Annotated in this window: 27 protein-coding genes; 11 read left to right on the top strand and 16 right to left on the bottom strand. The window is 72.9% G+C overall.

Translation table 11 applies throughout. The features are described 5' to 3' along the window. Nucleotides 1-24: 24 nt before the first annotated feature. The 6 genes from OG357_RS16950 to OG357_RS16925 all read right to left on the bottom strand — a co-directional run bounded on the left by OG357_RS16950 (nt 25) and on the right by OG357_RS16925 (nt 5,305). On the bottom strand, nt 25-504 hold the full coding sequence (locus OG357_RS16950; RefSeq protein WP_329621947.1) for a GNAT family N-acetyltransferase: 480 nt from the start codon (nt 502-504) through the stop codon (nt 25-27). 145 nt (nt 505-649) lie between these two features. After that, the gene (locus OG357_RS16945) at nt 650-1,561 is read right to left on the bottom strand and encodes a M56 family metallopeptidase (RefSeq protein WP_329621946.1); all 912 of its coding nucleotides are present in this window, start codon (nt 1,559-1,561) and stop codon (nt 650-652) included. Beyond that, complete coding sequence (locus tag OG357_RS16940; protein WP_329621945.1) at nt 1,558-1,959, bottom strand: BlaI/MecI/CopY family transcriptional regulator; 402 nt, start codon at nt 1,957-1,959, stop codon at nt 1,558-1,560. Before OG357_RS16940 ends, OG357_RS16945 begins: the two co-directional genes overlap by 4 nt. A 313-nt stretch (nt 1,960-2,272) precedes the next feature. Beyond that, nucleotides 2,273-2,554: a metal-sensitive transcriptional regulator gene (locus tag OG357_RS16935; protein ID WP_015035316.1), complete on the bottom strand. Its 282-nt coding sequence runs from the start codon at nt 2,552-2,554 to the stop codon at nt 2,273-2,275. Between the two features lie 41 nt (nt 2,555-2,595). Beyond that, nucleotides 2,596-4,863: a heavy metal translocating P-type ATPase gene (locus tag OG357_RS16930; RefSeq protein WP_329621944.1), complete on the bottom strand. Its 2,268-nt coding sequence runs from the start codon at nt 4,861-4,863 to the stop codon at nt 2,596-2,598. A gap of 88 nt (nt 4,864-4,951) precedes the next feature. Further along, nucleotides 4,952-5,305 carry a heavy-metal-associated domain-containing protein gene (locus OG357_RS16925; RefSeq protein ID WP_443066689.1) on the bottom strand — a complete coding sequence of 118 codons (354 nt, stop codon included), beginning with the start codon at nt 5,303-5,305 and terminating at the stop codon, nt 4,952-4,954. Between the two features lie 156 nt (nt 5,306-5,461). On the opposite strand from OG357_RS16925, the gene OG357_RS16920 reads away from it, so the two are divergent. The 4 genes from OG357_RS16920 to OG357_RS16905 all read left to right on the top strand — a co-directional run bounded on the left by OG357_RS16920 (nt 5,462) and on the right by OG357_RS16905 (nt 9,074). Beyond that, nucleotides 5,462-6,466, top strand: coding sequence for a hypothetical protein (locus OG357_RS16920; protein WP_329621942.1), 1,005 nt, complete (start codon nt 5,462-5,464; stop codon nt 6,464-6,466). A gap of 51 nt (nt 6,467-6,517) precedes the next feature. Next, complete coding sequence (locus OG357_RS16915; protein WP_329621941.1) at nt 6,518-7,216, top strand: copper homeostasis protein CutC; 699 nt, start codon at nt 6,518-6,520, stop codon at nt 7,214-7,216. 128 nt (nt 7,217-7,344) lie between these two features. Next, complete coding sequence (locus OG357_RS16910) at nt 7,345-8,238, top strand: aminoglycoside phosphotransferase family protein (protein ID WP_329621940.1); 894 nt, start codon at nt 7,345-7,347, stop codon at nt 8,236-8,238. A gap of 68 nt (nt 8,239-8,306) precedes the next feature. Then, a complete protein-coding gene (locus OG357_RS16905; protein ID WP_329621939.1) occupies nt 8,307-9,074 on the top strand; it encodes a hypothetical protein in 768 nt (255 codons plus the stop codon). 13 nt (nt 9,075-9,087) lie between these two features. On the opposite strand, the gene OG357_RS16900 is transcribed toward OG357_RS16905, so the two are convergent. After that, a complete protein-coding gene (locus tag OG357_RS16900) occupies nt 9,088-11,187 on the bottom strand; it encodes a HelD family protein (protein ID WP_329625612.1) in 2,100 nt (699 codons plus the stop codon). A gap of 267 nt (nt 11,188-11,454) precedes the next feature. Here OG357_RS16900 and OG357_RS16895 point away from each other — a divergent pair, with 267 nt between their 5' ends. Then, the gene (locus OG357_RS16895) at nt 11,455-11,643 is read left to right on the top strand and encodes a hypothetical protein (RefSeq protein WP_317597958.1); all 189 of its coding nucleotides are present in this window, start codon (nt 11,455-11,457) and stop codon (nt 11,641-11,643) included. Between the two features lie 49 nt (nt 11,644-11,692). After that, nucleotides 11,693-11,992 (top strand): hypothetical protein, encoded by a 300-nt coding sequence (locus OG357_RS16890; protein ID WP_329621938.1) that lies wholly within the window; start codon nt 11,693-11,695, stop codon nt 11,990-11,992. Nucleotides 11,993-12,016: 24 nt separating this feature from the next. On the opposite strand, the gene OG357_RS16885 is transcribed toward OG357_RS16890, so the two are convergent. Continuing rightward, nucleotides 12,017-13,657 (bottom strand): DNA repair helicase XPB, encoded by a 1,641-nt coding sequence (locus OG357_RS16885; protein WP_329621937.1) that lies wholly within the window; start codon nt 13,655-13,657, stop codon nt 12,017-12,019. Between the two features lie 238 nt (nt 13,658-13,895). On the opposite strand from OG357_RS16885, the gene OG357_RS16880 reads away from it, so the two are divergent. After that, a complete protein-coding gene (locus OG357_RS16880) occupies nt 13,896-14,288 on the top strand; it encodes a hypothetical protein (RefSeq protein WP_329621936.1) in 393 nt (130 codons plus the stop codon). A gap of 52 nt (nt 14,289-14,340) precedes the next feature. On the opposite strand, the gene OG357_RS16875 is transcribed toward OG357_RS16880, so the two are convergent. Then, the gene (locus OG357_RS16875; protein ID WP_329621935.1) at nt 14,341-16,866 is read right to left on the bottom strand and encodes a helicase C-terminal domain-containing protein; all 2,526 of its coding nucleotides are present in this window, start codon (nt 16,864-16,866) and stop codon (nt 14,341-14,343) included. A 72-nt stretch (nt 16,867-16,938) separates the two neighbouring features. On the opposite strand from OG357_RS16875, the gene OG357_RS16870 reads away from it, so the two are divergent. Further along, a complete protein-coding gene (locus OG357_RS16870; protein ID WP_329621934.1) occupies nt 16,939-17,967 on the top strand; it encodes a hypothetical protein in 1,029 nt (342 codons plus the stop codon). Between the two features lie 4 nt (nt 17,968-17,971). Here OG357_RS16870 and OG357_RS16865 read toward each other — a convergent pair whose 3' ends face one another. Genes OG357_RS16865 through OG357_RS16855 form a run of 3 tightly spaced genes read right to left on the bottom strand, consistent with a single transcriptional unit; the run spans nt 17,972 to nt 20,876 of the window. Continuing rightward, the gene (locus tag OG357_RS16865; protein ID WP_329621933.1) at nt 17,972-18,826 is read right to left on the bottom strand and encodes an ABC transporter ATP-binding protein; all 855 of its coding nucleotides are present in this window, start codon (nt 18,824-18,826) and stop codon (nt 17,972-17,974) included. Then, complete coding sequence (locus tag OG357_RS16860; protein WP_329621932.1) at nt 18,823-19,875, bottom strand: FecCD family ABC transporter permease; 1,053 nt, start codon at nt 19,873-19,875, stop codon at nt 18,823-18,825. Before OG357_RS16860 ends, OG357_RS16865 begins: the two co-directional genes overlap by 4 nt. Next, complete coding sequence (locus OG357_RS16855; protein WP_329621931.1) at nt 19,872-20,876, bottom strand: FecCD family ABC transporter permease; 1,005 nt, start codon at nt 20,874-20,876, stop codon at nt 19,872-19,874. The genes OG357_RS16860 and OG357_RS16855 overlap by 4 nt, the downstream gene beginning before the upstream one ends. 89 nt (nt 20,877-20,965) lie before the next feature. On the opposite strand from OG357_RS16855, the gene OG357_RS16850 reads away from it, so the two are divergent. Continuing rightward, nucleotides 20,966-21,610, top strand: a complete 645-nt coding sequence (locus tag OG357_RS16850; protein WP_329621930.1) for an HAD family hydrolase — start codon at nt 20,966-20,968, stop codon at nt 21,608-21,610. Here the strand turns inward: OG357_RS16850 and OG357_RS16845 are convergent. After that, on the bottom strand, nt 21,598-21,876 hold the full coding sequence (locus OG357_RS16845) for a hypothetical protein (protein ID WP_329621929.1): 279 nt from the start codon (nt 21,874-21,876) through the stop codon (nt 21,598-21,600). The two genes, OG357_RS16850 and OG357_RS16845, sit on opposite strands and share 13 nt — an antisense overlap. 137 nt (nt 21,877-22,013) lie before the next feature. Here OG357_RS16845 and OG357_RS16840 point away from each other — a divergent pair, with 137 nt between their 5' ends. Then, nucleotides 22,014-23,384: a recombinase zinc beta ribbon domain-containing protein gene (locus OG357_RS16840; protein WP_329621928.1), complete on the top strand. Its 1,371-nt coding sequence runs from the start codon at nt 22,014-22,016 to the stop codon at nt 23,382-23,384. 281 nt (nt 23,385-23,665) lie between these two features. Beyond that, nucleotides 23,666-24,049 carry a cold-shock protein gene (locus OG357_RS16835; RefSeq protein WP_033211384.1) on the top strand — a complete coding sequence of 128 codons (384 nt, stop codon included), beginning with the start codon at nt 23,666-23,668 and terminating at the stop codon, nt 24,047-24,049. Between the two features lie 19 nt (nt 24,050-24,068). Here OG357_RS16835 and OG357_RS16830 read toward each other — a convergent pair whose 3' ends face one another. From OG357_RS16830 to OG357_RS16820, 3 genes are read right to left on the bottom strand one after another with little or no spacing between them, the layout of a single operon-like run. Next, complete coding sequence (locus tag OG357_RS16830) at nt 24,069-24,920, bottom strand: 1,4-dihydroxy-6-naphthoate synthase (RefSeq protein ID WP_329621927.1); 852 nt, start codon at nt 24,918-24,920, stop codon at nt 24,069-24,071. Continuing rightward, nucleotides 24,917-25,675 (bottom strand): futalosine hydrolase, encoded by a 759-nt coding sequence (locus OG357_RS16825; RefSeq protein WP_329621926.1) that lies wholly within the window; start codon nt 25,673-25,675, stop codon nt 24,917-24,919. Before OG357_RS16825 ends, OG357_RS16830 begins: the two co-directional genes overlap by 4 nt. Nucleotides 25,676-25,682: 7 nt before the next feature. After that, a complete protein-coding gene (locus tag OG357_RS16820; RefSeq protein WP_329621925.1) occupies nt 25,683-26,165 on the bottom strand; it encodes a DUF2771 domain-containing protein in 483 nt (160 codons plus the stop codon). Between the last annotated feature and the right edge of the window lie 226 nt (nt 26,166-26,391).

The following is a 26,391-nucleotide window of genomic DNA, read 5'->3' as shown; positions in this document are numbered from 1 at the left end:
GTACGGGCCTGCGCCGGGGGCGCGTCAGACCTTGCGGCTCCAGCGTGTGGGGCCGAGAGGGGCGAAGCCCTGGTGGGTGTAGAAGGGGAGTGCCGGGTCCGTCTCCGCCGGGAGTTCGACCCGCTGGTCGTGGGCGCCGTAGCTCCGCATCCGGTCCGTGGCCGCCGCCAGCAGGGCCGTACCCACTCCTCGGCGGCGGGAGCCGTCCGCGACGGCCAGCGCGTACACCTCGCCCTCGCCCGGCACCGGGACCCCGCCCGCGGCGACGCCGACGACCGCGCCCTCGGGGTCGGTCGCGACGAGCCAGCCGAGCCAGCCGGGCGCGCCCCCCGGAATTTCAATTTCCGCGCGTATGCGGGGGAGTGCGCATTGCTCCGAGATCAGCCGCCGCATCGGGATTTCGGCCAGTATTCCGGCGTAGCTGCTCCGAATGGCGTCCGCGAGCAGCCTGGATATCGTCGTCGCATCGCCGGCCGCGGCCGTCCGAACGCCAGCCAGCTGCATAGGTTTCGTACCCTTCGACGTGCCGAGCCAGAGCCCCAACGTACCCACAATAGCGGTGAATTAAGGTGCCCGTGACCGATGCGAAATCTACGAATTCGCTTAGTAAATAGCGGTGTTCGGGGGGTCGGACGGTGAAGCGAGTAAATTAGCCGGGGAAGGAACAGCAGGCGACGATCAGCGGGGCCATCGCGAGCGCCGCCGACCCGATGGTGAACAGCCCGCGCAGGACGGGGTGTCCCGCGCTGTACGGGGTGAGGATGCGCCGCATCCGCAGCGCCGCCGAGGGGCCGCCCGCCGCGAACGCGGACCGCGGTGCCCGGCCCGAGGCCAGCGCGTACAGCGCCGTCGCGAGCGCGTCGCGCGTACACCGCCGCAACGCCCGGTCGTCCGCGGCCATTTCGAGCAGCAGCGGTACGGACGACCCGCCGTACCGCGCGAGCGGAAGGCGCGGGAAGACGGCCGCGAAGGCCTCCGTCGCCGCGACGAGGAGGTGGTGCCGCCCCGCGATGTGCGCCCGCTCGTGCGCGAGGGCCGCCGCGAGCTGCGCGGACGTCAGTGTGTGCACCGCTCCGGAGGAGACGACGACGCGGCGCGAGCGGCCCGGAAGGCAGTAGACGGCGGGCCGGTCGTCGTCGAGGACGGTGGCCCGCAGGTCGGGGTCGTACCGCCCGACGAGCCGCAGCACCCCCGCGTGCCGCACCCGCACCCGGCGGGCCCGCGCCAGTCTCCGGACGAAGGCGGCGCAGGGGAGCGAGAGGACGCCGAGGGCGATCGCGAGGGCGAGCTGCTCGCGGCCGTCGAGGGCGAGCAGCTGGGCAGGGGTGGGGAGTCGGAGCGTGAGCAGCATGTCCGTGAGGCGGTGGCTGCTCTCGCCGGACAGGACCAGCTGGGCGGGCAGCAGGGCGCTCGCCGTGGTGAAGACCGCGCCGCACGCGGCCCACACGGCGAGCGCGAGGCGGGGCACCTGCTGGGCCCAGCGGGCCCGGACGACGAGCCAGGGCACGAGGGAGCCGGTGAGCAGGACGAGCCCGAGTGGGACGAGGGCGTGGTGGTTCACGCGCCACCGCCCGCGGGGATGCCGCCGGCGCCCCTCGGCGGGCCGCCCCTGGCCGCGCGGAGTGCCGCGTCCAGGGCGGCCATGTCCTCGTCCGAGATGACCTCGACGAACCGCAGGAGGGCGGCCGGCCGGTCCTGGCTGTCGCCGAGGGCGTCCCGCATCAGGCCGGCGGTGTACTCCTCGCGGCTGCGGACGGGCTCGTACAGCCAGGCCCGGCCCGCCTTCTCGCGGCGGAGCCAGCCCTTGCGGTGCAGGATGTCCGCCACCGTCATGACGGTCGTGTAGGCGACCCGGCGTCCCCGATTGATGTCGTCGACGATCTCGCGGACCGTGGCGGGCCGCTGCCAGGCCCACAACCGGTCCATGATCTCGGCCTCCAGCTCTCCCAGCCGGCGCACGTGGATCCCCTTCCCCCTGGGCGGCTCATCGTACGGGCCGCATCCTTCGCTCAGGTATACCCCCCAGGGGTACGATGGCGGGATGTCGTCCACCCTGAGCACCTCCCTGAGCACCTCCCTGAGCGCCCTCATGAGGAACCGCCCCTGCGTGAAGCTCTGCGGCCCCGGTCTTCCCGGTCCGGCGGAGTTGGTGCTCCTCCGGCAGGTGCTCGGGCTCTGTCTTCGCCTGAGCATCACGCTGTCCGCTGAGTGCCCTTCACGCAAGGGCGGTTGATACCGCTTCGGTATTCCGAACGCCGTCCGCGCTACTTCGTCAGGTCCGGATGAGCCGGGCGATGGCCTTCGACGCCTCGCCCACCTTCACCTTCGCCTGGTCCCCGCCCTGGGCGATGGCCTCCGTGACGCAGCAGCTGAGGTGCTCGTCCAGGAGGGCCACCGCGCAGGACTGGAGCGCCGCGTTGATGGCGGAGACCTGGGTGAGGACGTCGATGCAGTACACGTCCTCGTCGACCATCCGCTGCACCCCCCTCACCTGGCCCTCGATGCGCCGCAGGCGTCTGATGATGTCTTCCTTGTGCTGTCCGTAACCGGCCACGGCGGTCTCCCCGTCACATCGCTCGCTACTGGGTGATCAGGTCACTTGTCCGCGGCCTGGAAGCCGCGCAGGCGCAGGCTGTTGCCGACGACGAAGACCGAGGAGAAGGCCATCGCGGCCCCCGCGATCATCGGATTGAGCAGTCCGGCCGCGGCGAGCGGCAGAGCGGCCACGTTGTAGGCGAAGGCCCAGAAGAGGTTCGAGCGGATCGTGCCGAGCGTCTTGCGGGAGAGCCGGATCGCGTCGGCCGCGGCCCGCAGGTCGCCCCGGACGAGCGTCAGGTCGCCGGCCTCGATGGCGGCGTCCGTGCCGGTGCCCATCGCCAGGCCCAGGTCGGCCTGGGCGAGCGCGGCGGCGTCGTTCACGCCGTCGCCGACCATGGCGACCGAACGGCCCTCCGCCTGGAGCTTCTTGACCACGTCGACCTTGTCCTGCGGCATGACCTCCGCGATGACCTCGTCGATGCCGACCTCGGCGGCGACGGCCTCGGCCACCGCCTTGTTGTCGCCGGTGAGCAGGATCGGGGTGAGGCCGAGGGCGCGCAGCCGCCGGATGGCCTCGGGGCTGGTCTCCTTGACGGCGTCGGCGACCTCCAGGACCGCGCGGGCCTCGCCGTCCCAGGCCACGGCGATCGCGGTCTTGCCGGCCTTCTCGGCGGTGTCCTTGGCGGCCTTGAGCTGCGCCGGGAGGGCCATGGCCCACTCTTCGAGGAGCTTCTCGCGGCCGACGAGGACGGCGTGGCCGTCGACGACGCCCTGGACGCCGAGACCGGGGATGTTGGCGAAGTCCTCGGGGGTGGGCAGGGTGCCGACCTTGGCGGCGGCGCCGGTGGCGACGGCCTGGGCGATGGGGTGCTCGGAGGAGTGCTCCAGGGCGCCCGCGAGCCGCAGGACGTCCTTCTCGTCGACGCCCTCGGCGGTGTGGACCTTGATGAGGGTCATGCGGCCGGTGGTGACGGTGCCGGTCTTGTCGAGGACGATCGTGTCGACCTTGCGGGTGGTCTCCAGGACCTCGGGGCCCTTGATCAGGATGCCGAGCTGGGCGCCGCGACCGGTGCCGACCATGAGGGCGGTCGGGGTGGCCAGGCCGAGGGCGCATGGGCAGGCGATGATCAGGACGGCGACGGCGGCGGTGAAGGCCGCGGTCAGGCCCTGCCCCGTACCCAGCCAGAAGCCGAGCGTGCCGAGCGCGAGCGCGATGACGATCGGGACGAAGACGGCCGAGATGCGGTCGGCGAGGCGCTGGGCGGCGGCCTTGCCGTTCTGCGCGTCCTCGACGAGCTTGGCCATGCGGGCGAGCTGGGTGTCGGAGCCGACGCGGGTGGCCTCGACGACGAGCCGGCCGCCGGCGTTCAGGGTGGCGCCGGTGACGGAGTCGCCGACGGAGACCTCGACCGGGACGGACTCGCCGGTGAGCATGGAGGCGTCCACGGCGGACGAACCCTCGACGACGGTGCCGTCGGTGGCGATCTTCTCGCCCGGGCGGACCAGGAAGCGGTCCCCGACCTGGAGTTCGGCGGTCGGTACGGTGACCTCCTGGCCGCCGCGCAGGACGGTGACCTCCTTGGCGCCCAGCTGCATCAGCGCCTTGAGCGCGGCGCCCGCCTTGCGCTTCGACCGGGCCTCGAAGTACCGGCCGGCGAGGATGAAGGCGGTGACGCCGGCGGCGGCCTCCAGGTAGATGTTCCCGGCGCCGTCGGTACGGGCGATGGTGAACTCGAAGGGGTGCGTCATCCCCGGCGTACCGGCGGTCCCGAAGAACAGCGCCCACAGCGACCAGAGGAACGCGGCGATCGTGCCGACCGAGATCAGGGTGTCCATGGTGGCCGCGCCGTGCCGGGCGTTGGTCCAGGCGGCGCGGTGGAACGGCCAGGCGGCGTAGACGACGACCGGCGCGGCGAGCGTGAGGCTCAGCCACTGCCAGTACTCGATCTGGAGCGCCGGGATCATCGCCATCGCGATGACGGGCACGGCGAGCGCGACGGCGGTGATCAGTCGCTGCTTGAGGGGCCGCAGCTCCTCGTCGGCCTTCTCCTCGTCGGAGGGCCCCTCGGGGGCGCCCGGCGCCTCGCTCCTCGGCGGCGCGGGCTCGGCGGCGGTGTAGCCGGTGGCCTCGACGGTCGCGATCAGCGCGGCGACGTCGATGTCGGCGGCGAAGGTGACCTTGGCCTTCTCGGTGGCGTAGTTGACGGTGGCCTCGACCCCGTCCATGCGGTTGAGCTTCTTCTCGATACGGGCCGCGCACGAGGCGCAGGTCATGCCGCCGATGGCGAGCTCGACCTGAGCGGTGCCCGGTGTCGTCGTTGTCATGGCTGTTCCTGCTCCTCGTGAGTACGGGGGTGTCGGGGGCCGGGACCCGGGCGTGACGGGCGGGTCCCGGCGGCCGAAGTGGTGCGGCTCAGGCGCGGCCGGTCAGCTCGTAGCCCGCGTCGTCGACGGCGGCGGCGATCGCGGCGTCGTCCGGCTCGCCGCCGGTGGTGACGGTCACCAGGCCGCCGTTGACGTCGACGTCGACGGTGATGACGCCGTCCAGCGCGCTGACGGACTTGGTGATCGCGGTCCGGCAGTGGCCGCACGTCATGCCGGAGACGGCGTAGACGGTCACCGTGCTCTCGGCGACCGCGACGGCGGCCGTGTCGGTGGTGCTGGTCGAGCAGCTGTTGTCAGGGGTGCAGCAGGAGCCCATGGCTTCTCCTCGGTCGGTTCCTCCGGGACCGGGATACCCTCGGGGGGTATCCGGTTGTGAGTCCATGTATACCCCCCACCCGTATCCGACGCAAGCGGATCCCTGACTTGACTTGATACCCCCCAGGGGTATGGTGAAGTGCATCGAACGGTTACCGCGCCACCCCGCGCACCCGCTCCACGTATCGACCCACGCATCGACCCACGTATCGGGAGAGCAGCCATGAACACCGGTGTGAAGATCACTGCCTATGCCGCCGCACTCGCCGCGACCTTCGGGGCCGCGTACGGGGTCGGCACGGGTGTCGGCCCCGTCGAGGAGCCGAAGAAGGCCGGGCACGGCGACCACGCCGCCGCGCCGGCTCCGAGCAAGAGCGCGGCCGCGGGCGACGGCCACGCCGGCCACGAGGAGGGCGCGACCACGGACGCGCCCGCCGCCGCGAACCTCCCCGGCGGACTCCAGGTCTCCGACGGCGGCTACACCCTCGCCCTGGAGACGCCGACCCCCGCCACCGGCAAGAGCGTCCTGAAGTTCTCGATCAAGGACGCGGGCGGGAAGAAGGTCACCGCCTTCACCACCGAGCACGGCAAGGAACTGCACTTCATCGTCGCCTCGCGCGACCTCACCACCTTCCGCCACCTGCACCCGGTGAAGGCCGCGGACGGCACCTGGACGACCCCCGTCGACCTGCCCGCCGCCGGCGGCTACAAGGCCTTCGCCGACTTCAAGCCCGCCGCCCCCGGCGCCCAGGGCGTCACGCTCGGCGCCGACCTCTCCGTACCGGGCGCGTACGCCCCCAAGCCGATGCCTGCCGTCGTCCCGACCGCGACCGTCGACGGCTACCAGGTCCGCCTCGGCGGCACCCTCGACCCGGGCAAGGCCGGCGAGCTCAAGCTCACGGTCACCAAGGCCGGCAAGCCCGTCACCGACCTGGAGCCCTACCTCGGCGCGTACGGACACCTCGTCGCCCTGCGCGACGGCGACCTCGCCTACCTCCACGTGCACCCGAACGAGGGGGGTCCCGGCCCGGACGTCTCCTTCACCGCGACGGCGCCCAGCGGCGGGACGTACCGTCTCTTCCTCGACTTCCAGCACGAGGGCAAGGTCCGGACGGCGGCCTTCACGGTCACGGCGGGAGCGGGGAAGGCGACCGCTCCGGCCCCGAAGACCACCGCTCCCGCAGCCGATGAGGCCACGGGCGATGCGGGAGGTCACTCGCACGGCTAGTCTGGTCATTGGACTAGACCTGTAGCCGTCATTCATGGAGGAATGGGCTCGATGAGCAACCGTGCTGTCCTTGAGGTGATCGCCCTCGACGAGGAAGACGCGGTCGCTGCCCAGACCGGTGGTGCCGACCGGCTCGAACTCGTCACCGACATAGCGGCGGACGGGCTCACCCCGTCACGGACCGGCTTCGCCGCCATCCGCGCCGCCGTCGACATCCCGCTGCGCGTGATGCTCCGGCTCACCGACGGATTCTCGGCGGGCGGCCCCCAGGGCGTCGACGCCCTCGTGGCCCGCGCCACCGAGCTCCGCGAGGCCGGCGCCGACGAGTTCGTCCTCGGCTTCCTCACCGCCGACGGCGAACCGGACCTGGTCGCCGTCGAACGGCTCATCGCCGTCCTCGACGGCGCCCGCTGGACCTTCCACCGGGCCATCGACCGCACGAACGACCGCGACGGGCTGCGCAAGCGGCTCGCCGACCTGCCGGGCCTCGACACCTACCTCACGGCAGGCTCCGCCACCGGTGTCGACGACGGCCTCGCCACCCTCAAGGCCGAGGCCGCCCGCGCGGGCGAACCGGGTTACGAGGCCCGGATCCTCGTCGGCGGCGGCCTGCGCCTCGACCACCTCCCCGAGCTGCGCGCGGCCGGTCTCGACGCCTTCCACATCGGCGGCGCCGCCCGCCCCCAGGGCTGGGCCGCCCCCGTCTCGGCGGACGCGGTACGGGCCTGGCGCGAGGCGGTCGACGCGTAGGACGGCCGGTCCGGCGGATCAGGGCGGGCCCCGCACCTGATCCGCCGGTCCTGACCGCCGGTCCTGACCGCCGGGGCGGAGCGGAAAATCCGTGGTGGTCGGAGTGAACGACCACTAGCGTCGCCGCCATGCCTTCCCCCGCGCCCTCGTCCCTGATCGACACCGCCCTCGTCGAACGCCTGATCGCCGCGCAGTTCCCCGAGTGGGCGGGACTTCCCGTGCGGGAGGTGGACTCCGCCGGTACGGACAACGCGATGTTCCGGCTCGGGGACGAGTTCGCCGTACGGCTGCCGAAGGCCGACTGGGCCGCAGGGCAGGCCGCGAAGGAACAGCGCTGGCTCCCGCACCTCGCCCCGCACCTGCCGCTGCCCATCCCCGTACCCGTCGGGCACGGCGTACCGGGGGAGGGCTTCGACCACCCCTGGTCCGTGTTCGGATGGCTCGACGGCGCCGACACCTTCACCGCACCGCTCACCGACCTCGCCCAGGCCGCCGTCGAGCTGGGCCGCTTCGGCGCCGCCCTCCGCGCGGTCGACGCGACCGGCGGACCGGCCTCCTCCCGGGGTGGCCCGGTCACCGCCTGGGAGGAAGGCCACATGCCGGGCGCCATCCGCGCCCTCGGCGCCGACGGAACGGTCGACGCGGAGCTCGCGACGGCGGCGTGGGAGGCGGTGCTCCGGCTCCCGCAGTGGCAGCGCGCACCCGTCTGGATCCACGGCGACCTGCTCCCCGGCAACCTCCTCGGCCGCGCAGGCCGCCTCAGCGCCGTCATCGACTTCGGCGGCCTGGGCGTCGGCGACCCGGCCTGCGACACCATGCCCGCCTGGACGCTCCTCACCGCCGAGACCCGACCCCTCTTCCGCGAGGCCGCCCAGATCGACGACGCCACCTGGGAGCGCGGCCGGGGCTGGGCCCTGTGCTGGGGCCTGGTGACCGAGGACTACTACCGCGTCACGAACCCGGTCCTGGCCGCCGTCGCCCACCGGTCCTGGTCGGAGGCCCTGCCCGAATTCGACGTCTGACCCCTGCTCCCTTCACGGGGGCCTCGGAACGGTGTCGTCCACCGGCCCCCGCTGTCACAATCCGGCGCATGACGGGGGCCGTGAACGTTCCGAAGGAGCACAAGGACCGGGTCCTGGCCCGGCGGTGGATGGAACCGCGCGGGGAGGTGGTCCTGCGGGACCTTCCCATCGCGCTCCTCCAGGCCGTCAGGTTCTGGGGCGGCATCGCGGTCGCGCTGGCGGTCAAATGGCCCCTCGTCGCCAACGAGAGCGACCTCCTCGTGCTCTGGTTACGGGACGGCGGCTTCCGGCTGCTGCTCGTGCCGTTCCTGCTCCTCGTGACGGCGCCGCTGGTGACCGTCGCGTACTTCCTGATCGTCCGGCCGCCGACGCAGGGCCGCCTCGGTGAGCGGCTGCGCGGCCCCCTCACGGCGGCCGGCGCCTTCCTCGGCCACCTCGTGCTCGCGTTCGGGGGAGGGGCGGCCGCCGTCTGGCTGGGCACCGCCTTCTTCGACGAGCAACCCGTTCTCACGGTCGTCGCGATCACCGTCTGCCTCTACGGGGTGGCGCGGGGAATCGCGTTCCTCTGCTTCGCCGTCCCGCAGGTGTCGCGCCACATGTTCCGCACGGTCGAGATCCACCAGGCACTCCCGGCGCTGATCACGGTGGCACTCGCCTGGGAACTCGCCCTCCAGGACGTCTTCTTCCCCCTGACCCGATGGGCGGGGAACCCCGTCCTGCTGCCCCTCGGCGGCGCCGCCGCGACCACGCTGATCGCCGGGATCGAACTCTGGCGGCTGTACGCCCGCCACGGCATGCGCTTCCGCCTCCTCACCGCCCGCCCCGCCAACCGCTAAGGCCTGACCGTCGTCACAGGTCGCCCAACTGCTCCGGAACCGGCGCCGAGTGAAGGATCGTCAGGCCCGAGACGGCGCGGGTCAGCGCCACGTACAGCCGCCGCAGGCCCGTCCGCTCGTCCGGTTCGCCGTCGACGACCGCCGCCGGTTCGTCCAGGACCACGTAGTCGTACTCCAGGCCCTTCGCGAGCGAGGCCGGGACCAGGGTCAGCCGGGACTCGGCGGTCGTCTCCTCGCCGGGGGAGAGGTACGCGAGACCGGCCGCCGTCAGCGCCTCCGCCAGCGGCGCGATCCGCGCGTCGGCGGCGATCAGGCCGATCGAGCCCTCGTGGGCCAGGGACTCGACGCAGGCGGCGACGACATCCGCGTCCAACTGCTCCGTCTCCGCGCGGCGGACCGCCAGCGAACCCGGGTTCTCCCGGACCGACTCCACCGCCGCCAGCCCCGGCGACATGTGCGGAAGCAGCCGCGAGGCGTACGCGATGACCTCGCGCGGCACACGGAAGCCGGCCGTCAGCTCCTCCACGACCGCCTCCGGCTTGCCCAGGTGCCCGAGCGCCTGCGCCCAGCTCTCCGTCGCCCACGGCGTCGTCCCCTGCGCCAGGTCGCCCAGGACCGTCGCCGAACCGGTCGTGCACCGGCGCCCCACTGCCCGGTACTGCATCGGGGACAGGTCCTGCGCCTCGTCGAGGACCACGTGCCCGAGCGAGTGCGTCCGCTCGACCAGGTCCCTCGTCTCGTCGATCAGCACCGCGTCCGCCGCCGACCACTTCGCCGCCTTCACGCTCCGCGCCGGCTTCGCCCAGAGCAGCAGCTTCTGCTCGTCCTCGGTGAGCAGCCCCTCCGCGTGCTCCGCCAGGAAGTCGGCGTCGCCGAGCAGCCGCAGCACCAGCTTCGCGGGCTCCACCGGCGGCCAGCACTCCTTCACGACAGCCTTCACGGCGGGGTTCCGCGCGACCGCGTTCTGCACCCGGTCGTCGGGCGCCTCGCCGGCCTCCTCCATCCGCACCAGGACCGCGTGCGCGATCCGCTGCGGAAGCGCCTCGCGGGCCGCCCCGTACCGGATGTCCCGGTCCAGCAACTCCCTTACCATCTCCTCGATTTCGTACGCCGGAACCCGCCACCGCCGCGAGCCGCGCACCACCATCAGGGGCTCCTTCGGCAGCGAGACGTGCGCACGGACCGCGCGCCGCAGCACCTCCGCCATCCGGGCGTCGCCCTTGACGACCGCCGTCGCCGCCTCATCCGTGCCCCGCACCTCGACGTGTGCCACGAGATCGTCGACGGTCGCCTGCTGGACCTCCAACTCACCCAGAGCCGGGAGGACTTGCTCGATGTAGTGAAGGAAGGACCGGTTCGGCCCGATGACCAGGGTGCCGGTGCGGGCGAGCCGCTCCCGGTGCGCGTAGAGGAGGTACGCGACACGGTGCAGACCCACGGCCGTCTTTCCCGTACCCGGGCCTCCCTGCACACACACGGTCCCCGACAGGTCGGAGCGGACGATCCCGTCCTGCTCCGGCTGGATCGTCGCCACGATGTCCCGCATGGGGCCGACGCGGGGCCGCTCGATCTCGGCCTGGAGCAGCCGGCTCGTGGTCGACCCCTCGGCGGAGCCGGTAAATGTCACAGCGGCCGGGTCGGAGAGGTGCTCGTCCTCGTACGCGGTGAGGTCACCGGCCGTGTACCCGAAGCGCCGCCGCAGCCCCACGTCCTGCGGGTCCTTCTTCGACGCCTGGTAGTACGGCTGCGACACCGGCGCACGCCAGTCGATCACCATCGGGTCGCCGTCGGCGTCGTGGACGTGCCGCCGCCCGATGTAGAAGCGCTGCCCCTCCTGCGTGGTGTGCAGGTAGTCGAGCCGGCCGAAGAACAGCGGGGTGTCCGCGAGGTCCGCGAGCGCCTTGATCCGGTCCTCGATCTGGCGCCCGAGGACGAGGGAGTTGACCCAGTTCGCGGTGACGTCCTTGATGTCGAGCGCCTCGACGTCCTCGCGCATCGCGCGGAGGGCGGCGCGGGAGGAGGTCAGATGGGCGCGCTCGCGCGAGAGCGGATCGGAAACGGGGTCCGAAGCGAGGTCCGAGACGGGGTCCGAGACGGGGTCCGAAGCGGGCACGGGGTCGGAAACGGACACGGTGAAGCCTCCGAGCAGGTGGATACACGGACACGACGAGGTGGCCGCCGGTTTCCGGCCGGGCGGCGGCTCTCCACGGAGGGAGGCGGGGAAGCTGGCGAGTGTAACTCCGGCGGGCCGAGCACGGCGAATCGATTTCACTCCACCGGGAGCCCCCATATCCGTAGGGGTCGGGATCCGCCATGAGAGGGACACCGGTTCCACCCCCAGGCCGATGTGTTCGGAATGTCCGGATTCCATCATGGAGACATGACCGCGACGACCTTCACCCTCGTGACCACCGTTCCCCGCCCCCGCACCCGCCCGCTCGGCACCGCGTTCCGCGCGATACGCGCCTTCGGCGGCGCGGCGGCCGGCGTCGTCCTCCTCGGCGACTACGGCCCGCCCGAGGCCGGCGTCAGGAACCCGCGCCCTGAGTACGCACCCGGCCCCGACTGAGTACGCGAACGCCTGGCGGCCGCCCCGCCGCTCCTGATGTGATCAGGGCATGGAGACGACGACCACCACCACGGACGACACCACCGGCCCGACCCCCTTCACCCTGCGCGTCACCGCGGGCTTCGGCCTGCTGCTCCTCCTGGCCTGCCTGGTGGCCACCGGCGCGATCACCATGGCCGACGCCGTTGACGGCGACGGCGTGGGCGGCGCGTTCATCGCGGCCGGCTTCTGGGCGGTGGCCGCCGGAGCCGTAGCGGGCGTGGCGGCCCTGATCGTGCCCCGCCGTGGACTCGTCATCGCCCAGTACTGCCTGGCGATCGCGGGCCCGTTCCTCGCACTGATGGACTGAGACCGAGCCCGCTCTCGGACAGGCTCAGGGAGCCAGCAGCTCGTCCGCGTCGACGATCCGGTACGCGTACCCCTGCTCCGCCAGGAACCGCTGCCGGTGCGCCGCGAAGTCCTGGTCGATCGTGTCCCGCGCGACCACCGAGTAGAAGTGCGCCTGGTGCCCGTCGGCCTTCGGCCGCAGCACCCGGCCCAGGCGCTGCGCCTCCTCCTGCCGGGAGCCGAAGGTGCCCGACACCTGGATCGCGACCGTCGCCTCGGGCAGGTCGATCGAGAAGTTCGCGACCTTCGACACCACGAGCACGCTGATCTCGCCCGTACGGAACGCGTCGAAGAGCTTCTCGCGCTGCGCGTTCGACGTCTCGCCCTTGATGACGGGGGCGTCCAGATGCTCGCCGAGCTCGTCGAGCTGGTCGATGTACTGCCCGATGACGAGGATCTGCTGCCCCTCGAACTTCTTCACCAGGGCCTCGGTCACCTTCCGCTTCGTCGCCGTCGTCGCGCAGAAGCGGTACTTCTCCTCCGGCTCGGCCGTCGCGTAGGCGAGCCGCTCGGAGTCGGTCAGATTGACCCGGACCTCGACGCAGTCGGCGGGCGCGATGTAGCCCTGCGCCTCGATCTCCTTCCACGGCGCGTCGAAGCGCTTGGGCCCGATCAGCGAGAAGACGTCCGACTCGCGGCCGTCCTCCCGGACGAGCGTCGCGGTCAGCCCGAGCCGACGCCGCGCCTGGAGATCGGCGGTGAACTTGAAGACGGGCGCGGGCAGCAGATGCACCTCGTCGTAGACGACGAGGCCCCAGTCCCGGGAGTCGAAGAGCTCCAGGTGCGGGTAGATGCCCTTCCGCTTGGTCGTGAGGACCTGGTAGGTGGCGATGGTGACGGGCCGGATCTCCTTCTTCGTCCCGCTGTACTCGCCGATCTCGTCCTCGGTGAGCGAGGTCCGCTTCACGAGCTCGCTCTTCCACTGACGGGCGGAGACGGTATTGGTCACGAGAATGAGCGTCGTCGCCTTGGCCTCCGCCATCGCCCCGGCCCCGACCAGCGTCTTCCCCGCGCCACACGGCAGCACGACCACCCCGGAACCGCCGTGCCAGAAGCCGTCGACGGCCTGCCGCTGGTACGGCCGCAGGCTCCAGCCGTCCTCGGCGAGCTCGATCGGGTGGGCCTCCCCGTCGACGTACCCGGCGAGGTCCTCGGCCGGCCAGCCCAGCTTCAGCAGCGTCTGCTTGATCTGCCCGCGCTCGGAGGGGTGCACGGCGACGGTGTCCTCGTCGATCCGCGCCCCGACCAGCGGCTGCACCTTCTTCGACCGGAGGATCTCCTCCAGGACGGGCCGGTCGGTACTGGTCAGCACGAGCCCGTGGGTGGGGTGCTTGGAGAGCGTGAGCCGCCCGTACCGGTCCATCGTCTCGGCGATGTCGACGAGCAGCGCGTGCGGCACGGGATAGCGGGAGTACTCGACGAGCGCGTCGACCACCTGCTCGGCGTCGTGCCCGGCGGCCCGCGCGTTCCACAGCCCGAGCGGCGTCAGCCGGTACGTGTGGATGTGCTCGGGCGCCCGCTCCAGCTCCGCGAACGGCGCGATGGCCCGCCGGCACGTCTCGGCGAGCTCGTGGTCGACCTCCAGGAGCAGCGTCTTGTCGCTTTGGACGATGAGAGGCCCATTCACGCGCGATCAGTCCTTCCCGGGCCGCTCCCGATGACGGCGGCCAATCCTCCAGTGTGCCGCATGGTGGCCGATCCTGGGCGGGGCGTGGACCCCTCCTCCGGCGGCTGAACGGCGAAGCACCGTGTGGTGCGGGGCGAGGGCCGGTCGTCCCGGCGGCGCCGCGGCCTGAGTACCCGCCGTACGCCGGATGAGTACGCGCGCGCTGGGGGCGGGACGGCGGACGCTGTGGGATGAGGGCATGAACTCGAACCTCGCCCGGGACGCCCGGGGCACCGCCGCCCGCGGACCGCACCCGTCGTTCGCCGCCGTGGCGTCCGGTGACGAGCCGGACGCGCGATGGTGGGCCGCACCGCTCGTCGGGACGCTCGTCGCGCCCCTGGGCGCGTACGCCGTCTCCGGGACGCAGGATATGTGGGCCGCGGCGCCGTTCATGCTGGTCGGCAGCCTGGTCGTCGCGTTCGCGCTGATCGTCCCGAGCTGGTTCCTCGCCCGGACCCGGCGGCGCCACCGGGCCCGGGTCGTCCTCGCCGCGTTCGGTACGGGGGCCGCCGTCCTCTTCCCGTACATGGTCGCCACGGCCGGGTGGATGGTCTTCCTCGTCATGCTCCTCACCGGGAACGTCGACTCCTAGGAAGGGCTGTCCGCGGCCGATCAGGGTCGGACTCCCGGTCGGACACTTCTCCCTAGACCTGGTCGTCCGCCAGTTCCGCCACGCCCGTGATCCGGTGCAGGGGGTACGTGCGGACCTCGTCGGCCGTGTGGTCGTAGCCCGTCACGAAGCCGCCCTCCACGCGGACCGGGGCGATGACCCGCTGGCTCGCCGCGCCCTCCGCGTTCACGTAGCCGATCCAGACCGCCGAGCCGGTCATCGCGGCCGCCTGGACCGTGGCCAGGGTCTCGGCCGCCGACGTGCGGGGCAGGGTGCCGGCGGTCGTCGGGGTCGAGGGTTCCTTGCGGACCGCCGTCGCCGCCCGGTCGCCGGCCCGGATCGCCTTGACCGCCGCCGCGAGGAGAGTGCCGTCCGGGGACGGCGGGCCGTCGGGGACGGGCACCGGGGCCGTACGGGCAGGGGTGCGGTACGCGTCGGCGCGGGCGATCAGGACGTCGCCCTCCGCCGACTCCGCCGCCGGGGCGTACCCCATCGACCGCAGCCCGTCGAGCAGCGACACCGGGTCCGTCTGCGCCGCCAGCACCGTCGGGGCGATGCGGCGCAGCCCCAGCGGCGCGGACCGCCGGTCGGCCAGGATCTCGCCGAGGACCGTGTCGTCGTCGCAGCGCACGTACGCCGACGCCGCACCGACCTTGAGATGGCCGTGGCGTCTCGCCACGTCGTCCACGAGATAGGCGAGCGGCTGGGGGACGGGCGTCGTCGAGTGCTTCGCGAGGAACTCGTGCAGGTCGGTCGCCGTCTGGCCCGAGTCGAGCGCGCGCCGCACGGAACCCGGCGTGAACCGGTAGACCGTCGCACCACCCTTCGATTCCACGTCCGCCAGGACACCCAGCGCGTCCGCCAGCGGCCGCCGCAGCGGGCCCGGCGCCACGGCCGTCAGGTCCGCCTGGAGGAGGACGTGGTCGACGGCCTCGGGGAGCAGCGGCGCGAGCAGCGTCGCCGCCCGCGTCGCGGCCACCGACGCCTCCACCCCGCCGCCCGGCTCCGCGGGGGACGCGGCCTCGGCGAGCGGCAGGTTGAGGAGCGCGCGCGCCGGACCGGACAGGGCGCCGCGCCCGGTGAGCCCGAGCAGCTCGGCCTCCTCCAGGGTCCAGCGCGCGATCCTGGTCCGTACGGTCGCGGCGCCCGCGGAGGACGACCCCTCGGCGCCCCGCAGGGGCCGCTCCCAGCGCAGCCGGGCGAGGACCGACTCGGGGTCGGCCGCCGCGCCCGGCGGGAGCGTCGCGAGCAGGAACAGGACCCGGTGGCGGACCTCGGGGGCGGACGAGCGGTCCAGGTCGGGGCCGAGCGCCGAGAGCGTACGGCCCTTCGCGTCCTGGCCGCCGACCAGACCGGACGTACGGGTCGCCGCCAGCCACGGCGTGACGAGCCGCGCCCACCGCTCGGCCGGCGGCAGGTCCAGCCAGTCGTCGTAGGCGGGCGTCGGCGCGTACCGCTCGTCCGCCTCGCCGTCCGAGGCGAGCAGCCCCGCCGCGTAACCGAGCTCCAGCCAGAAACAGGCGATCTGCTCGGAGACGTCCAGCGTCGCGGCGATCCGCTTGAGGTCCCGTACGGCGAGTCCGCCCGCGCGCAGGACCGGCGGGCCGCCCCGGTCCCAGGACTTCAGCAGCTCCTCGATCGTCGCGAGCGCCACGTACGCCTGCCCGGCGGCCGCGCTGTCCACAACCTGTGGGCGGTAGTCGCGCCCCACCACCGGCTCCGGCGGCAGCGGCTCCGGCGACCGGTGCGCCCGCCCGCCCCGCAGGTGCAGCGCCACCTCCCGCGGCAGCACCATCGTCCGCGGCGACACCGGCAGCAGCAGCCCCCGGTCGCGCAGCCAGCGCACGGGAGGCGCCGGGTTCGCCGTCACCTCCCCGTACGGCGGACCCCACACCAGCCGGTCCAGGACCGCGAGCGCCTCCGGCGGCGCCGTGTCGAGCAGCTCGCCCATCCGCGTCCGGTCGGTGAACAGCTCCGTCAGCACGGCCACCGCCGACACCGGATCGTGCGTCGACGTCAGACCGGCCGCCGCGATGATCTCCTGCACCCGGCCCGGCGACATCCCGGACGTGGCCTCGGCGACCGTCGGCCCGAGCCCGGTCGGCGACGGATGCTGCGCCGACGGCGCGAGCAGCTCCCGCGCGGTCCGTACGAGCCGCAACCGCTCGTCCTCGCCCCACACGAGCGCCTGCTCGCGCAGCAGCGCGACCGCGGCGGGCAGCGCCGCCTCGATCTCCGGGTCGCCCTCGTCGCCGGCGACCAGCGAGAGGAGTACGGGGTACGGCGTCGGGTCCGGGGCCACGGCGAGCGCCTCGGCCGCCTGGAGGGCGAACCGGTCGAGCCGCTCGATCGCCCGGATCACGGAACCGCGCGTACCGGCACGGGTCGCCAGCTGCGTCAGGTCGTTCGGCACGGGGCCCAGGAGGTCGGGCCGGGCGCGCAGCAGCGCGGCCAGGCCGTCGTCGCCCCGCGCGCGCAGCGCTTCCGCGAGCGTGCGCGGCGCCGCGGCGCCAGATGCTTCGGCCACGTGCGCCTCCCGGTCGAGCTCACCGATCCCCATCCGCCCCACGTTAGCCCCTGCCCGCGCGCTAACGTCGGGGCGTACCGGGCGAACCGGCTGTGGAGGGGCACTGTGGGGATCGAGAGCGACCAGTTGGTCTACGACTATCTGAGCCGGGTCGGCGATCTGGCACAGCAGCGGCAGCTGCCGGAGAACGACCGGGCGCGGCTCGTGTCGACGCTGCGGAACGAGATCGACCGGCGGCGCAGCACGTACGGCGAGGAGAGCCCGGCGGCGGTACGGGGGATCCTCGGCGCGCTGGGTACGCCCGACGAGGTCGTGGAACGGGCGGAGGACGGGCCGGGCGGGCCGGGCGGGGCGCGTGGGGCGGGCGGTACGGCCAGGCCGGGCGGGGCGCCGGTGCCGTCCCCGCGATCCGCGAAGGCGAAGCCGGCGAAGTCCGTGAAGCCCACCGTGAAGCCGTCCGTCAAGCCGTCCCCGCCGCCCGCTTCGGTCTCCCCGCCCCGCGACGGCGTCCGCGACGGCGATCTGGACCCGGACTGGTGGCGTACCGACGCCACCCATGCCACCGACATCGACGTGACCGAAGGGCTCCCGGGCTTCGTCGGCGGCATCGAGCGGCCGGACCTCTTCGAGCCCCCGGCCCCCGAGGCCGACGACGAGGAGTTCGACGACGAGGAGGACGCCCCGGGCCGGTGGCGCCGGCTCGCCCGCGTCGTCCTGCGGCGTAAGACGGCCCCCGCGCCGGACCCGGACGAGGCGCTCGAAGAGCCGGAGGCCGACCCGGCCCCCGCCCGCCCCCGCCTCGCGAACCCCTTCGTCCTGCTCGCCGCGCTGCTCCTGCTCGGCGGCGCCGTCTTCGGCTCGCTCGTCGCACTCGCCGCCGGCTGGCTCCTCGCGTACGCCTCCCGCCGCCTGACCCCCGGCGAGGTCAAGGGCGCCGTCCTCGTCGTCCCCGGCCTCGCCGCCGCGACCGGCGTCGTCTGGCTGTGGGGCCGCGTCGAGGGCCGCTGGGGCGAGGCCGTGGCCCCGGGCGGCCCCGCGATGAGCGCGGCGATCGCCGAGACCTGGCCGTGGGTCCTGCGGGGCGCGGCGATCGCCTCGGCGCTGTTCCTGCTCTGGCGCTCCCGCAAGCACTGAGCTCTCAGACGGCCTTTTCCCCGTCGTCCGCGTGCCACGGCGCCCCCGGCACCACCAGCGGCGAGCCCGTCACCGGGTCCGGCACGACGACCGACTCCAGGCCGAAGACGTCCCGTACGAGCTCCGCCGTGACGACCTTCTCCGGCGGGCCCTCCGCGACGACCCGGCCGGCCTTCATGGCGACGAGGTGGTCGGCGTACCGGGCGGCCTGGTTGAGGTCGTGCAGGACGAGGACGACGGTCCGGCCGCGCAGCCGGTTGAGGCGGCGCACCAGGTCGAGGACCTCCACCTGGTGCGAGATGTCCAGGTAGGTGGTGGGCTCGTCGAGGAGGAGCAGGTCGGTCTCCTGCGCGAGGGCCATCGCGATCCACACGCGCTGCCGCTGGCCGCCCGAGAGCGCGTCGACGGACCGGTCGGCGAGCGCGGCGACGTCCGTGCGCTTCATGGCGTCGGTGACGGCCCGCTCGTCCTCCTCCGACCACTGCTTCCACCAGGCCTGATGCGGCTGGCGGCCCCGGGAGACGAGGTCGGCGACGGTGATCGCCTCGGGTGCGACGGGCGTCTGCGGAAGCAGCCCGATGGAGCGGGCGATCCGCTTCGTGGGGAGCTTGGCCAGCTCCTCGCCGTCGAGGAGGACGGCGCCGCCGGCCGGCTTGAGGAGCCGCCCGAGGGCCCGGAGGGTGGTCGACTTGCCGCAGGCGTTGGGGCCGACGATCACGGTCACCTTGCCGTCGGGGATCGAGAGGTCCAGCTCGTGCACGACGGTGCGGTCCTCGTAGGCGAGCGTGAGACCGCGGGCGGCCAGCCGACCGGCGCCCGCGCTCGTGCTCGTGCTCGTGCTGGTGGTCGTGCTCGTCATGCCTTGCCTTCCGTTCGGCTCCGGACGATGAGCCAGATCAGGTACGGGGCGCCGACCGCCGCCGTGAGGACGCCCACGGGCAGTTCGACGGGGGAGAGGAGCCGCCGGGCGAGCAGGTCGGCGACGACCACGATCACCGCGCCCGCGAGCGCGGAGCCGAGCAGCGGGATCTGCGCGGTCCGCGTCATGCGGCGGGCGATCTGCGGGGCGAGCAGGGCCACGAAGTCGACCGGCCCCGCGACGCCCGTCGCCACGGAGGCGAGGACGACCCCGACGGCGACGAGCCCGAGGCGGATCCGGCCGAGCCGTACGCCGAGGGCGGTCGCCGTGTCGTCGTCGAGGGAGACCGTCCGCTGCGCGCGTGCGGCCCACAGCACGGCGGGCAGCATCAGGAGCAGCGTCCACCGGATCGGCCCGGACTCGTCCCAGCCGCGTCCGTTGAGGGAGCCGGTCATCCAGACCTGGGCCTGCTGGGCGACCAGGTAGTCGCCCTTCGTCATGAAGAGGGTGATGAGGGACCGCAGCGCGATCGCGATGCCGATGCCGATGAGGACGAACCGGGTCGCGTGCAGCCCGCCGCGCCAGGCGAACACGTACACGAGCGCGGCGGCGAGGATGCCGCCCGCGATCGAGACGTACGGCAGCACGGTGTACGAGGTGAGGCCGAAGGTCATCGCGGCGACGGTGACGGCCCCCGCGCCCTGGCTGATGCCGATGATGTCGGGGCTGGCGAGCGGGTTGCGGGCGACGGTCTGGATGAGCGCGCCGGCGATCCCGAAGGCGGCGCCGACGGCGAGCGCGACGACGAGCCGCGGCGCGCGCAGCTCCTCCACGACGAACGCGGACGGCGACGGCTGCCCGAGGAGGATCCGTACGACCTCCGAGGGGCCGACGAACCGCTCGCCGACGCAGAGGTACGCGACGGAGGCGGCGGCCAGGAGCAGAAGAAGCCCACCCGCGACGAGGGCCGAACGCCGGTGGACCAGGAAGGACCCACGCCCGGCGCGCACGAGCCCGTACCCGGCGGGCCGCACAGACGTCGTACTCACGCGGGCACCGCCTTCCGCCGCACCAGGGTGACCAGGAACGGCACCCCGATCAGCGCGGTCATGACCCCGGCGGGGATCTCGCCCGGCGGGAAGACGACCCGCCCGGCGACGTCCGCGACGAGCAGCATCACCGGCCCGATGAGCGCGGCCATCGGCAGGACCCAGCGGTGGTCGGAGCCGACGACGGCCCGCGCGATGTGCGGTACGGCGAGGCCGACGAAGGCGACGGGCCCGGCGGCGGCCACGGCGGCGCCGGTCAGGACGGTCGCTCCGAGTCCGCCGACGATCCGGACGGTCGCGACCCGCTGCCCGAGGCCCTTGGCGACGTCGTCGCCGAGCGCCAGCGCGTCGAGGCCGCGGGCCACCGAGAGCACGAGGACGGTGCCGAGCAGCAGGAAGGGCCAGATCTGGCCGACGATCTCGGTGTCGCGCCCGTCGAGGGAGCCGATCTGCCAGAACCGGAACTCGTCGAGCGCCGAGGCCTTGGTCGTGAGGACGCCGGTGGTGACGGAGAGCAGCAGGGCGTTGATCGCGGCCCCGCCGAGCGCCAGCTTCACGGGGGTGGCACCGCCGCGGCCGCCGGAGGCGATGGCGTAGACGGCGACCGAGGCGAGCGCGGCGCCGACGAAGGCGAACCACACGTACCCGCTCAGGTCGTGCACCCCGAAGAAGGCGATGGCGAGGACGACGGCCACCGACGACCCCTGGCTGATGCCGAGGATGCCGGGGTCGGCGATCGGGTTGCGGGTGATGCCCTGGAGGGCGGTGCCGGCGAGGGCGAGCGCGGTGCCGACCATCAGCCCGATGAGGGTCCGGGGGACGCGGAGCTGCCGTACGACCTCGGCGTCGTCACTCGTCCCGCCGTGCAGCAGGGCGTCGAAGACGGTCGAGGGGGCGATGGCGCGGGCGCCGACGGTGAGGCTCAGGAGGACGGCGAGCAGCAGGGCGACGACAGCCGCCGAGGTCGCGAGGACCCGTCTGGAAGGGAAAGCGGCTGGCATGGGGACCCATCGGTTCGGTAAGGCTCGCCTCAGTGTAAGCAGCACCGATTATTCGAACGCAGGTACCCGAGTTCCCGCAGAATGGCCCCATGACGACGACCGAGACGCCCACCCGCACCACCCCCACACGCACCCTCACCGTCGGCTTCGACCTCGACCTGACGCTGATCGACAGCCGCCCCGGCATCAAGGCCGCCTGGGAGGCCTTCGCCGCCGAGACCGGCGCGACGATCGACGCCGACCTGGTCGTCACCCGCCTCGGCCCGCCCCTCGAACACGAGATGGCGTACTGGTTCCCCGAGGAACAGGTCGCGGAGATGGTGGTGCGCTACCGCGCGCTCTACCCGGCGTACGCCATCGAGCCCTCGCCGCCGATGCCGGGCGCCCGGGACGCGATCCAGGCCGTGCGCGACGCGGGCGGCCGCACGATCGTCGTCACCGCCAAGAACGGCCCGCACGCCGAGCTGCACCTCGAGCACCTCGGGATCGAGCCGGACGCCGTCGTCGGCGGCCTCTGGGCCGAGGGCAAGGCCGAGGCCCTGCGCGCCCACGACGCCCAGGTGTACGTCGGCGACCACGTCGGCGACGTCCGGGGCGCCGCCACGGCGGGCGCCCTCGCGGTGGCCGTCGCGACCGGCCCCTGCGCCCCCGAGGAGCTGCGCGCGGCCGGCGCGGACGTGGTCCTCACGGACCTGACGGACTTCCGCCCCTGGCTGGAGACCTACCGGGCCTGAACGGCCGCGGCCGCACCTTCCCGGGCCTGCCGCCGCTGGGCCGCGATCGACCGCAGCACCCCGGCGGCGGCGACGGCGAATCCGACGCCCATGAGCATGGAGACGGTGTACGCGACGGTGGGGAACGGCTCGGTCCCCAGGAACAGCGGAGCCACCGTGACCAGCGTCGCCACCGCCCCCACGCCGAAGAGCACGACACCGACCTTGACGAGTCCGTCACCAGGGGCGCTGTCGTTCACCGGTACGGCGGGGATTTCAGTACGCATCCGGCCAGGGTAGTTCCCGGGCCGGAAGGACATTGGGGCGCCGTCTTGTCAGAGACTCCCGAGCGTGAGCATCAGAACAAACGTGCCTACCTGTACGTCCTAGCGGTTCGCCTGGGCACGCACGCACCTTGATGTTCATGAAATCCGATCTGCGCTACCTGGCGTGCCTGCGGCTGTCGTCCGACTCCGACGAGTCGACCGCCATCGCGCGGCAGCGGCGGGGAATCGAGCACTACGTCAACGCACCACACGTGGCGGGCATCCTCGTCGGCGAGGCCGAGGACACGGACGTGTCCGGCGGACTGTCTCCGTTCAGGCGGCCTCGGCTCGGCCGCTGGCTCAACCACCGTGCCGACGAGATCAAGACGCGGATCGGTGGGAGGAAGCAGACCACCCACAGGATCGCCAAGGAGCTCAACGAGAAGGGCGTTCTCACGTGGAGTGATCATCTGCGGGAGCGGAAGGGGCAGGTCCCGAAGGGGGTCATGTGGCAGGCCACGATCATCAACAAGATGGTCCGCTCGAACTGGTTCCCGGGTATCTACACGTACAAGGGCGAAGCCGTTCTCGGCGATGACGGCGAGCCCTTTATCCTGCCGGACCGTCCGCACGCGGAAATGGACGAGTGGTTCGACCTGGTCGAGAGAATCGCTCCGAAGGAGACGAGCGCCAAGGGGCCCGGAACCCGAGCCGCCAAGAGCCTGCTCGCCGGAATCGCCAAGTGCGGAGAATGCGGCGCATCGCTGGCCCGGGTCTCGACCTCCGGGGCACAGCGCAAGGACGGCACCCGGTCTCCTTCGCGGTACTCCTACCGGTGCACCAACCGATTCCGCGGTGGCTCCTGCAAGAAGGGGGCCTACATCGCGTGTGAGGAACTGGACCGGGTCGCCGAGGACATCGTCCTCCAGAGCGTCGGGCAGTGGCAGCAGTACGACCGAGCGGGCGCGGGCCCTTCGGTCGAGAAGGAACTCGCAGCGGCCGGGGCGCGGCTCACCCGGCTCGAGGGCGACTTCCTTGCGGGGAAATGCGACGGCGAAGGCCAGGAGGAGTCCTACTGGCGGATGCACAAGTCGTTGTCCGGCACGGTGCGGCACCTGAAGAAGCAGCAAGAGGAACGCAGGAATCCGCACATCAGGCCGACCGGGCGACAGTACGGGGAGGTGTGGGACGAGAAGGACCAGGACGACCGCCGGTCCTTCCTGAAGGAGTACAAGGTGACCATGTGGGTCTGGCGCGACTGCCTGCCGGACATGGCCCGCGGCAGCCGCTCCGGGGCCGTGCTCGACCTCGGTGAGATCGGAAGGATCGCGGCGGAGCAGAAGCTCGTGATGCCGGAACCGGCGGACTGGATCTGGTGCGGATGGAACGTTCCCCGGCACTGGGCGTCCCCTCACCTCCTCGAAGACCCTGAGACGCGCGAGGCCCTGGCCGAGGCCTATGGGTCGACAGAGCTGCCCATGACGCTGCGAGGCCGCCTGGACGCGTATGAGCGGGAGCGGCCGACCTGACAAACCCCCCTCCCGTATTCACTACGGGAGGGGGGTTTGTCGTACGTCCAGGGGTAATCCGCTCTCAGGGGGTCCCGTACGTGTGCTGTGATGTCCGTGCCTTCTCGCCCCGGCGAGCTGCGATCGATCCCGGCCAGGACTAGTGGCCTGGAGGGGTGGAGCTGCTTGACGGGGGGTACAGAGCTGGGGAGGCTTCGAACGACGGCAGGCACGAGCAAACGCTGGACGGCCTGATCCGCGACGACAGTGGTTCGGCTGACTGGTGGAATGGGGTGCGTGCTTTGCCTACCGGCAAGGTCAAATGGTTCAACAGCGAGAAGGGCTTCGGCTTTCTCTCCCGCGACGACGGCGGCGACGTCTTCGTGCACTCGTCGGTGCTCCCTGCCGGAGTCGACGCGCTGAAGCCGGGCCAAAGGGTCGAGTTCGGGGTCGTCGCAGGCCAGCGCGGCGATCAGGCGCTCTCCGTGGCGATCCTCGACCCGACGCCGTCCGTCGCCGCCGCGCAGCGCCGTAAGCCCGACGAACTGGCGTCCATCGTCCAGGACCTGACGACGCTCCTGGAGAACATCACGCCGGCGCTCGAGCGGGGCCGCTACCCGGAGAAGACCCAGGGCAAGAAGATCGCCGGCCTGCTGCGCGCGGTCGCCGACCAGCTCGACGTGTAGGACCCGGGGAGGACCCGGATCACGGGAACGCCAGCGCGTCCGGGCCGAGGGGCGGTACGAGTCCCTCGGCCGCGGCGCGGGTGAGCAGCCCGCGGACCGCCGCGTAGCCGTGTTCGCCCAGGTCGGCCGTGAACTCGTTGACGTAGAGGCCGATGTGCTGGTCGGCCACCTTCGGGTCCATCTCCTGGGCGTGCTCCAGGACGTACGGCCGGGAGACCGCCGGGTCGTCCCAGGCCATCCGCACGGACGTACGGGCCGACTCGGCGAGCAGCCGCAGGGTCTCCTCGCCCAGGGAGCGGCGGGCGACGATCGCGCCGAGCGGGATCGGGAGCCCGGTCGTGGCCTCCCAGTGCTCGCCCATGTCGGCGAGGCAGTGCAGGCCGTAGCTCTGGTACGTGAAGCGGGCCTCGTGGATGACGAGCCCCGCGTCGACCTTGCCGTCGCGGACGGCGGGCATGATCTCGTGGAACGGCATGACGACGACGTTCCCGACGCCTCCCGGCACGCTCTCGGCCGCCCACAGCCGGAAGAGGAGGTACGCGGTCGAGCGCTCGCTCGGCACCGCGACCGTCTTCCCCGCGAGGTCCGCCCCCGTGCCCGAGTCGCGGGTCAGGACGAGCGGGCCGCAGCCCCGGCCGAGGGCGCCGCCGCAGGGCAGCAGCGCGTACTCGTCGAGGATCCAGGGCAGCACGGCGTACGAGACCTTCAGGACGTCGTGGTCGTCGGTGCCGCCCTCCGCCCAGCCGTTGGTGACGTCGATGTCGGCGAAGGTCACGTCGAGCCGGGGGGCGCCCGGGACGCGGCCGTGGGCCCAGGCGTCGAAGACGAAGGTGTCGTTCGGGCAGGGCGAGTAGGCGATCTTCAGCTTCACTTCGCCTCCGGGGAGAACAGGGAGAAAGCGGGGCCCAGCAGGGAGAACGCCTGCCGGAGGGAGTCCAGGGCCTCGCCGATCCGCCAGGCGGCGCGGTCGCGCGGGCCGACGGCGTTCGACACGGCCCGGATCTCGACGACGGGCACGCCGTACGCGGCGGCGGCCTCGGCGACGCCGAAGCCCTCCATCGCCTCGGCGGCGGCCGTCGGGTGGCGCCCGGCCAGCTCGGCGGTGCGTCCGGCGGTACCGGTGACGGTGGAGACGGTGAGGACGGGCGCGACGGTGTGCGGCCGGTCGCCGGCGTGCAGCGCGGCGGCGAGAGGGCCGGTGAGGGTGTGCGGTACGGGGTGCGCGGACCGTCCGAAGCCGAGCTCCTCGACGGCGAGGTACCCGTCCGGGGTGTCCGCGCCGAGGTCGGCGGCGACGATCGCCTCGGAGACGACGACGGTGCCGATCGGGGCGTGCGGCGCGAATCCGCCGGCGATCCCGGCGGAGACGACGAGGTCGTAGGGGGCGCCGGTGCCGGTGCCGGACAGCGAGGCGTGGGCCAGCGCCGTACCCGTCGCGGCGGCCACGGCCGCCGGTCCGACCCCGCCGACGAGGAGATCCACTCCGTCGGCGTGGCGGCGCAGGGTGAGACCCCCCGGGAGCGCCAGGGGCTCCCAGGCGGTCTCCGGGGTGTCGTGACCGAGGCCGGCGGCGACGGAGTCGGCCTCCGCCGCCACGGCCGTCACGATCAGGATCCGGTGGACCACCGGCGGATCAGGATTCCTTCTTCAGCTGGAAGTGCCAGATACCGGTCAGCTTCTTGCCGGTGTTCTCGACGATGGTCACCTGGGTGTTGTCGGGCGTCTCGCCGGTCTGGCCGGCGGCGAAGAAGGCGCTGGCCGGAATGGTCCGGTACGTCTTCTTGTACGGCTCGGGCTCGGCCTGCTGGCCGCCGAGGAAGATCGTCCAGCCGTTGTCCGCGATGTCGGGGTCGACCCCGAAGCGGACCTTGTCGTCCATCGCCACGGTGATGGACTTCTCGGCCTTCTTGTTGAGGCACTGCTGGATCTGCGACTCCTTGATGGCGTCGCCGTCGTTGTAGCAGGCGGCCTCGGAGTGGATCGAGTCGGACCCGACCGTGACAGTCGCGATCGGAGTCGGCTTGTCGCAGGCGGAGAGTACGAGGAGCCCGGCGGAGACGGCCCCGAGGGCGACGGCGGCCCGGCGGCGCGAGCCGGAGAAGAACGCAACGGTCATGAGCCGAAGGCTATCGGGCCGCCGCGCCAGCGCCACGCGGGGGTACGGCGCGCCGCCGCTCCGTGACCTCGGGAGACACCTGGAGACCGCCGGAGCGACCTCGGGAGAGGTGGCCGCAGCGACGTCGGGAGACCGCCGGATCGACGTCGGTTGACGGCCGGAGCCGGCTCGGAGCCCCCTGGGAGCGCGCCCGGACCACGCCCGCACCATGCCCGTACTACGCCCG

This window comes from Streptomyces sp. NBC_01255, from assembly GCF_036226445.1.
Classification (GTDB): domain Bacteria; phylum Actinomycetota; class Actinomycetes; order Streptomycetales; family Streptomycetaceae; genus Streptomyces.
The sequence above is the reverse complement of the archived record's forward strand: the minus strand, read 5'-3'. Positions and strand labels throughout refer to the sequence as shown.

Excerpts from the sequence above, each read along its gene's own strand:
- OG357_RS16865 (WP_329621933.1), bottom strand. The coding sequence starts at position 18,826 with ATGACGAGCACGACCACCAGCACGAGCACGAGCACGAGCGCGGGCGCC.
- OG357_RS16820 (WP_329621925.1), bottom strand. The coding sequence starts at position 26,165 with ATGACCGTTGCGTTCTTCTCCGGCTCGCGCCGCCGGGCCGCCGTCGCC.
- OG357_RS16915 (WP_329621941.1), top strand. The coding sequence starts at position 6,518 with ATGAGCAACCGTGCTGTCCTTGAGGTGATCGCCCTCGACGAGGAAGAC.
- OG357_RS16895 (WP_317597958.1), top strand. The coding sequence starts at position 11,455 with ATGACCGCGACGACCTTCACCCTCGTGACCACCGTTCCCCGCCCCCGC.
- OG357_RS16890 (WP_329621938.1), top strand. The coding sequence starts at position 11,693 with ATGGAGACGACGACCACCACCACGGACGACACCACCGGCCCGACCCCC.
- OG357_RS16855 (WP_329621931.1), bottom strand. The coding sequence starts at position 20,876 with ATGCCAGCCGCTTTCCCTTCCAGACGGGTCCTCGCGACCTCGGCGGCT.
- OG357_RS16910 (WP_329621940.1), top strand. The coding sequence starts at position 7,345 with ATGCCTTCCCCCGCGCCCTCGTCCCTGATCGACACCGCCCTCGTCGAA.
- OG357_RS16905 (WP_329621939.1), top strand. The coding sequence starts at position 8,307 with ATGACGGGGGCCGTGAACGTTCCGAAGGAGCACAAGGACCGGGTCCTG.
- OG357_RS16950 (WP_329621947.1), bottom strand. The coding sequence starts at position 504 with ATGCAGCTGGCTGGCGTTCGGACGGCCGCGGCCGGCGATGCGACGACG.
- OG357_RS16850 (WP_329621930.1), top strand. The coding sequence starts at position 20,966 with ATGACGACGACCGAGACGCCCACCCGCACCACCCCCACACGCACCCTC.
- OG357_RS16840 (WP_329621928.1), top strand. The coding sequence starts at position 22,014 with ATGAAATCCGATCTGCGCTACCTGGCGTGCCTGCGGCTGTCGTCCGAC.
- OG357_RS16920 (WP_329621942.1), top strand. The coding sequence starts at position 5,462 with ATGAACACCGGTGTGAAGATCACTGCCTATGCCGCCGCACTCGCCGCG.
- OG357_RS16925 (WP_443066689.1), bottom strand. The coding sequence starts at position 5,305 with ATGGACTCACAACCGGATACCCCCCGAGGGTATCCCGGTCCCGGAGGA.
- OG357_RS16875 (WP_329621935.1), bottom strand. The coding sequence starts at position 16,866 with ATGGGGATCGGTGAGCTCGACCGGGAGGCGCACGTGGCCGAAGCATCT.
- OG357_RS16880 (WP_329621936.1), top strand. The coding sequence starts at position 13,896 with ATGAACTCGAACCTCGCCCGGGACGCCCGGGGCACCGCCGCCCGCGGA.
- OG357_RS16845 (WP_329621929.1), bottom strand. The coding sequence starts at position 21,876 with ATGCGTACTGAAATCCCCGCCGTACCGGTGAACGACAGCGCCCCTGGT.
- OG357_RS16930 (WP_329621944.1), bottom strand. The coding sequence starts at position 4,863 with ATGACAACGACGACACCGGGCACCGCTCAGGTCGAGCTCGCCATCGGC.